We start from the raw sequence: 6,976 nt of genomic DNA on the forward strand, positions 1-6,976 counted from the left end.
GTTTTATACCCAGGACAGTTGAAAATGAGTCTGAAGGAACAGGTCTGTTTTCCAAGCAGAGCATTAGGCCCGGCGCTTCATGCTGGAACGTAGGATGGACGTGGCGACAGCCCGTCCGTCCATGAGCGTGAGGCAAACGTCTTGAGTCTGCGAGCGTTCGGGCAGCCTTGAGCGCACCGTGGGCGCACCGTGGGCGCTGGGGCGTGCGAACGTCCTCGCAGCCGGGCGGTTTGGCGGAGTGGGCGCTGGAGCATGGGCGGTCCTCGACGCCAAACACGACCGACCTACGTTCCAGAAAGCACGCATGTCCTCTCAGCAAACAGACCTGTTTTCAATTGAGCATGGTATTACCGCCTCTCTGCTTGGGTCCGCATAGACTCTTTTTAGCTGCTAATGGTATAAAACCCAGCGCACGTACTGTAGTCCCGGCTTCAGCCGGTTCCGGAAAAAGCGCCGCAATTCCCCACGCCTTCCAGCATCACAAAAAAACCGCCGTGCAGCAGCGCTGCACGGCGGTCGTAATCAAATCAGGTCTCTCAGACCAGCTTACTTGGCAGGCGTGCCATAGACCTGAACTTCACAGTAGTGGTTCATGTCGTTGCTGGTGTTGCCATAGCTCCAGAGGCGCACATAGCGGGCCTTGATGCCCTTGGCGTCAATCACGCGGCCATGGTTGGTTTCCACGTAGGCAGGGTCATTGCCCTTGCCCATGGCGGAAGAGTCGTCGTGGTCGGAGTTCCACAGAGTGGTCACGCCTTTCTTGAACTCAGGATCGTCGGACACCTGCACTTCCACGTCGATGTAGGCCTGGGCCTGCTTGTGGTAGTGCCACATGGCGATCTTGTAGATGTTCGACTCGGCGCCGAGATCGATCTGCACCCACTGTTTGCCGGGCATCAGTTCCACGAAGGAGCCGTCAGCACCGTCGGCGTCGCCGTCGGTCACGAGGCTGAGTTCACCGATGATCGGCGCACTGTCAGAACTGGTGACTGGCTTGCCTTTGGCAAGGTTGGTGGTGCCTTTCGGGACCATGATGGATTTCACGACCTTGCTTGGGTCGGCCTTCTCAAGGTTCGGCAGCTCAGCAGGCACCGGGGTGCCGATGAACATGGGCTTCGGGAACTCGAGCGCGATCTCGACAAGATCACCAGCAGGAGCGGCTGGGGCTGCTGCGGCGGCTTTCGTTTCTTCTTTCTTGCCGCAGGAGGCAAGGCTGAGGGCGAGCGCGAGGCCCGTGAGGATGTGGAGGGTGTTTTTCATGGGGAACTTGGCTGGAGGTTGAGTGAATGTTGAATTTCCGCAGCAGATCACGCCTGGAAGTCTTCGGGCTTGAAGATGTACTTGCCGCCCGCAGCGGTGGCCTCGTAGGCCTTGAGCACCGTGACGCAGGACCGGAAGGCGGCTTCGACGTTGCAAGTCAGGTGCGCGGGGTCTTTGGCCTGCACAGCTTCGATGAAGTTCGCGATATGCGGCGTGTGCGGCTTGACCTTGAGCTTGCGGGCCAGCTCCCATTGGGAGAGGGCCTTGCTCTCGCGCACGTCGGCCACGCTGACGGCACCGTAAGACGGCGGTTTCGGCTTTTCCCAGTCACGGGGATGTTCCCAGAACTTGTTCTTCGCCTTGTCCGCCGCCTTCATGATGGGCGGGTTCTCACCCAGGGCGTATGACTCCCAGTCCTGGCCGGGTTCGGCGTAGAGCTGGTTGCCGTTCGTGTCGAGTTCGGAGATGATCGCCGTGCCACCGATGCCCATGTGCTTTTCATACGCACCTTGGGAACCCGTGGTGGTCAGCACCTGATAGTAGGCGCGCAGAGCACCGGCAGGGGTCTTGAATTCGTAGATGCACATCATGTTGTCGGGCAGCTCGAATTTCGGGCGGCCTTCCGTGCCATCGAAGTAATCCACGCCGCCTGAGGCGATGACCGACACCGGAGTGGACTCATACATCCAGTTGAACATGTCGATCTGATGCGCGCCGAGGTCGGAGAGAGGACCACCGCCATACTTCTTGAAGAAGCGCCAGTTGCGGAACTCCTCAAGGCTGCCGTAGCCGTTCTTCGTCAGCACATCCTGAGGAATCTCATAGCCCTTCACCGCACCCTGCGGGGCGCTGCCGGAGACACCACGGTTCCACTGCGCATAGGCATGGGTGATGCGGCCGAGCATCTTGCCGGGCTTGATCACGTTGTCGCGCAGGTTGATGTAGCGCGGATTGGAGTGGCGCTGGTGGCCGATCTGGAAGATCCCGGGGTTCGCCTTGCCGGCGCGCACCATGTCGCGTGCTCCCTCGATCGTGTTGCTCATCATCTTCTCGCAATACACGTGCTTGCCCTTCTCAAGGCAGAGGCGCGAATACGGGGCATGCATGAAGTCCGGCGTGGCAATGAAGACGGCCTCAATGGACGGCTCCTTGTCGAGCATCTCGTTGATGTCTTCGTAGATTTTGATCTCGCCTTCCACCTGGTGCTTGTTCTCACCGAGGAAGCCGCCACGCGTCTTCGCGATGGAGAACTTCCAGATGTCGCACATGGCCACCCACTGGATGCCAGGAACGTCTTTGGAGGCCACGCGGAGCGCGTTGCCCTGCGCACCGCAGCCGACGAGCGCGCACTTGATCGTGCGGCCTTTTTCGGTCGCTTGCGCGATCGCGCTCTTGCTGGTGGCGAGATAGATTCCGCTGCTCGTCAGAGCACTGGTGCGGAGGAAGCCGCGACGGTCCATGAAACGGGACAGTGGCGCTGGGGAAGGGGAGGGAGGCTGGGAATTCATAGGTGCAATCAGGCGTGTGGGTTCACTGCCAATGACGACGTGAAGTCGTGGTTATGCCTTCTTGCGGCCAAGGATGCCGTCGATCGAGAAGGTTTTCGCCTTCGAGGTCACCAGCGCGGCGGCCACGATCAGGATGGAAAGACCGATGTTGCTCACCACTTCCGTGTCATCCGGCAGGGCGGCAAGTCCCAGACCCAGGGAAAGGAAGACCAGACCGGCGGCCAGCAGGCCAAACTCAGTGCAAATGCCAATCGCCACCCAGATGCCGACGGGCACAAGAATGTAGCCGATGGTGGCTGCGAATGCGTCACATGCCCATTGTGGCATGAAACTGTTGTCGCTCATCAGCTTGGCCAGCGGCCCGGTTTTCTTCGAATAATTGTCCAGACCAAAGCTCACCGTTGGTCCGTTGCCCCAGCGAAACTTGTCAAGGCCTGCCATGAACAGGCGCATGCCGACCCAAAGACGGAGCAGAAGATGTGCAAAATCGTAACTGAGGCTGCCGCAGCATTTGGAGGAGGAAGAGTCGGACATGGATAGGGTCTGGGTGGCTGATTGAAGTGAGGCATTGATTCTGAACCGGGGCCCTTGGAAATCCAGCAAAATTTAGGATGTACATACTTCGCAGATGTGAACGACCACAGTGGGTGAAAAAGCTGGATCGCGCCCTTTCCGTCAAATGTCACAATTTCAGTGTTGCAGGGGGGGATTCCGTGGCTTCTCGCTCAGCGTGCTTGCCATTCTGGGCATCTCCGCTTAAAAAAGACCGCTTAATTCATCCCATTCACTCTCTATGAGCTCCCTCTCGTCTCCCAAGCTTCCAGCCCAAGGCATCCTCGAACCTCTTGGTGATGAGGATCGCGACATTCTCAGCGGCTACGGTGAATTCCTTCCAGTGCAGCCGGGTCAGCACCTGATTGAGGAAGGCCAGCAGCAAAACAGCCTCTTTTTCGTCGTCTCCGGCAAGTTCCACGCCACCGCCATGCGCGGCGGCCACAAAGTCCTCCTCGGCTCCATCCAAAAGGGGGAAACCATCGGCGAAATCAACCTGCTCGATCCCAATGTCGCCAGCGCCAGCGTGACCGCTGTCGAGTTTTCCCAGGTCTGGCGCATCGATGGCACCACCCTCGAAAGTTACATCAACGAATACCCGCGTGCCGCCGCCTGGCTGCTCATCGGTGTCGGCCGCACCATTTCCCACCGTCTCCGCGCGGTGAATGAGAAGATCGCCGCCTTCTACAGCGCCTGATTCATGCACGTGAGGCGGATTGTTTTGCGCTCGAGTGAATCGTGCGTTGCAGTCCGCCCTTCACGATGGAAAACTTCCACATGTCTGGCCTGCTGCCCTTTCCTCCTCACACTTGGCTGGAAGCCATCCAGGTCATTTTCCTCCTGTTTGCCGGTCATGCGGTGATGGACTATCCATTGCAGGGCGAATTCCTCTCCACCTGCAAAAACCGCCACCTTCTCTACAAACTGCAGGATCCCTCCCGCCCGGTGCAGATCTGGCCCTGGTGCATGACCGCCCATTGTCTGATCCATGCCGCCGCCGTCTGGGCCATCACCGGCTGTTTCATTCTCGGCTCCATCGAGTTCGTCCTGCACTGGCTCATTGATTTCGCCAAATGCGAAAACAAAACCACGTTCGTTCAGGATCAGGCGCTGCACTTCATCTGCAAAATCGCCTACGTCGTCGCCGCGATGCTCTACTGAGGTTTCCAGTTCTCCGTTCGCAGTTCACGGTTCCCATGCTAACAACAGGGAACTAAAAACCGAGAACAGCGAAACTTCGTCATGCAGCGCACCGCCATCCTGAACGTCGTCGGCCTCACCACCAGGCTCATCGGCGAGCACACCCCGGCCATCCGTGCCTTCATCGAGCGCAACCGCTCCACCCTCATCGAGCCCGTCCTCCCCGCCGTCACCTGCACGGCCCAGGCCACCTACCTCACCGGCCGCCTCGCCCGCGATCACGGCGTCGTCGCCAACGGCTGGTATGACCGCGACTACGCCGAGCACCGCTTCTGGAAACAGCCCGAGCAGCTCATGCAGGGCGAAAAACTCTGGGAAGCCCTTCGCCGTGTCGATCCCCAGTTCACCTGCGCCAAGCTCTTCTGGTGGTTCAACATGTACTCCACCGCGGACATCTCCATCACCCCGCGCCCGCTCTATCCTGCCGATGGCCGCAAAGTCTTCGACATCCACACGCATCCGATGCCCCTGCGGGGTCGCATCAAAAAAGACCTCGGCCCCTTTCCCTTCCGCCACTTCTGGGGCCCCGGCTCCGACATCAAATCCTCCATCTGGATCGCCGAAAGCGCCAAATGGATCGAGGAAAAGCACTGGCCCGGCCTCTCCCTCGTTTACCTCCCCCATCTCGACTACAACCTCCAGCGCGTCGGCATCGACATGGACAAAATCCGTTTCGACCTCCGCCAGATCGACAACGTCGTTGGCGATCTCATCCGCTTCTACGAAACGCGGAACATCAAAGTCGTCCTCCTCTCCGAATACGGCATCACCAATGTCGAGCAGCCCGTCCACCTGAACCGCATCTTCCGCGAGAAAGGCTGGCTCAACATCAAAGACGAACTCGGCCGCGAAACCCTTGATCTCGGCGGCTCCAAAGCCTTCGCCATCGCCGACCACCAAGTCGCCCACATCTACCTCAACGATCAGAGCCTCCTCGCCAGCGTCCGCAGCACCCTCGAAGCCACCCCCGGTGTCGCCCAGGTCCTCGGCAAGATGGAAAAACACCTCGTCGGCCTCAACCACGAGCGCAGCGGAGATCTCATCGCCGTCGCCGATGCCAAAAGCTGGTTCACCTACTATTACTGGCAGGACGACCGCAAAGCCCCCGACTTCGCCCGCTGCGTGGACATCCATCGCAAGTGCGGCTACGACCCCGCCGAGCTCTTCCTTGATCCCGCCATCAAGTGGCCCAAGCTCAAGATATCCGGCAAGCTCGCCAAAAAAGCCCTCGGCCAGCGCATGCTCATGGACGTCATCCCGCTTGATGCCACCCTCGTCAAAGGCTCCCACGGCCGCATCCCCGAAGACCGCGCCGACTGGCCCGTCCTCATCGGCGATTTCGATCAACTTCCCCGCACCGGCATCCTCTCCGCCCACGAAGTCTGCAACCACCTCTTCCGCCTCTGCTCCAGCGGGAATGGGTATGCGGGTGTCTCCCGCTAGAGAACGTTTAACCTCCTAAACTGGGAACCTTGCGCCCGGGAAATTCTCCGACGGCCTGTGTGTGAAGTGGTCCGCACACTCTGTGTGCGGTTTATAGGCAATCTTGCACACGAGGAGCGGCGCAAAGGATGAGGCGGGTCTTAGTTACTCCAGCGCTTTAACGGCGAAATCTAAAGCTGTCATCATTTGGTGGCTATTCAACCTTCATTTACGGGCAAAAAACATAAAAATGTGGGTTGTGCGTGGGTGTGACTGTGTTATGATGTGGAAGGTAACGGCTTTTATTCGCCTCTTCTGTGTATCCATGGTCTTCCTGGCTTTGGCGGAAGGGACGGGCTGTTGCCTAATGAAAACGACACTAATGAAAATCACACTGATGACCCAGCCGGGTGCCTGCAACGCCCCGGCATTTTATAGCTAGTCACCTGGATAGTTCCTGGTGGCTGGTTTCCGCGACTGAATTCCATGTCCACGACACCCAAACCCAAACAAAATAATCCGTCCAACGACGATCGTTTCTCCAAATACGAACAAAGTTGGAACATCACCTTCAAAGATTGCTTCCTCGCGTGGCTCAAGTCAGAGAAGGTTCCTATTAGGAGATTTATGCTAATTCTCTTTATCTGCCTGCTGGCAGGTATTTCGGTACTAGCATGGCTCTCAGCTCCTCCCCAAGCTTACTGGATCGCCTCCTTCACGTTTATTGTGACCTTGGCGACCTCTCTTTATCTCCAACATTTTGAAAAAGGATAAGATCAGATTGAGCATGGACGTTACTCCAGAGGCAAAAGACAGACTGGAATCCGTTCAGCGCAAAAGCGGTGCTGGCACTCTCATTGAAGTTTTCAAAAAGGCCATGGCTCTATATGAGCTTGTGCTGGATCAACAGGCCTCCAAGGGCAAGGTGATCCTCGAAAACCCCGATGGTAGTCGCGAAGTACTGCGCATTCTCTAACTCATTTAACTAACTTCTAGCCAGCGCCCGGCTTGGGGCGTCGTGCGACAGTAATGAA

General features: G+C 58.0%; 8 protein-coding genes. 5 read left to right on the forward strand and 3 right to left on the reverse strand.

Going from position 1 to position 6,976, the window contains the following annotated elements; all coding sequences use genetic code 11:
• Nucleotides 1-546 precede the first annotated feature (546 nt).
• Genes WAW39_RS28600 through WAW39_RS28610 form a run of 3 tightly spaced genes read right to left on the reverse strand, consistent with a single transcriptional unit; the run spans nucleotide 547 to nucleotide 3,302 of the window.
• Complete coding sequence (locus tag WAW39_RS28600; protein WP_422322889.1) at nucleotides 547-1,260, reverse strand: discoidin domain-containing protein; 714 nt, start codon at nucleotides 1,258-1,260, stop codon at nucleotides 547-549.
• A gap of 47 nt (nucleotides 1,261-1,307) precedes the next feature.
• Nucleotides 1,308-2,768, reverse strand: a complete 1,461-nt coding sequence (locus tag WAW39_RS28605; protein WP_422322891.1) for a Gfo/Idh/MocA family protein — start codon at nucleotides 2,766-2,768, stop codon at nucleotides 1,308-1,310.
• 51 nt (nucleotides 2,769-2,819) lie between these two features.
• Nucleotides 2,820-3,302 (reverse strand): hypothetical protein, encoded by a 483-nt coding sequence (locus WAW39_RS28610; protein ID WP_422322893.1) that lies wholly within the window; start codon nucleotides 3,300-3,302, stop codon nucleotides 2,820-2,822.
• Between the two features lie 259 nt (nucleotides 3,303-3,561).
• Between WAW39_RS28610 and WAW39_RS28615 the strand changes: the two genes are divergently transcribed.
• The 5 genes from WAW39_RS28615 to WAW39_RS28635 all read left to right on the forward strand — a co-directional run bounded on the left by WAW39_RS28615 (nucleotide 3,562) and on the right by WAW39_RS28635 (nucleotide 6,918).
• Nucleotides 3,562-4,017, forward strand: a complete 456-nt coding sequence (locus WAW39_RS28615; protein WP_422322895.1) for a Crp/Fnr family transcriptional regulator — start codon at nucleotides 3,562-3,564, stop codon at nucleotides 4,015-4,017.
• An 80-nt stretch (nucleotides 4,018-4,097) separates the two neighbouring features.
• On the forward strand, nucleotides 4,098-4,481 hold the full coding sequence (locus tag WAW39_RS28620; protein ID WP_422322897.1) for a DUF3307 domain-containing protein: 384 nt from the start codon (nucleotides 4,098-4,100) through the stop codon (nucleotides 4,479-4,481).
• Nucleotides 4,482-4,562: 81 nt separating this feature from the next.
• Entirely contained in the window at nucleotides 4,563-5,963 is a 1,401-nt protein-coding gene (locus WAW39_RS28625) for an alkaline phosphatase family protein (protein ID WP_422322899.1), read from the forward strand.
• Between the two features lie 465 nt (nucleotides 5,964-6,428).
• Nucleotides 6,429-6,716 carry a hypothetical protein gene (locus WAW39_RS28630; protein ID WP_422322901.1) on the forward strand — a complete coding sequence of 96 codons (288 nt, stop codon included), beginning with the start codon at nucleotides 6,429-6,431 and terminating at the stop codon, nucleotides 6,714-6,716.
• A 13-nt stretch (nucleotides 6,717-6,729) separates the two neighbouring features.
• Nucleotides 6,730-6,918 carry a hypothetical protein gene (locus WAW39_RS28635; protein WP_422322903.1) on the forward strand — a complete coding sequence of 63 codons (189 nt, stop codon included), beginning with the start codon at nucleotides 6,730-6,732 and terminating at the stop codon, nucleotides 6,916-6,918.
• Nucleotides 6,919-6,976: the final 58 nt, after the last annotated feature.

It is taken from the genome of Prosthecobacter sp., from assembly GCF_049294395.1.
Taxonomy (GTDB): Bacteria; Verrucomicrobiota; Verrucomicrobiia; order Verrucomicrobiales; family Verrucomicrobiaceae; genus Prosthecobacter.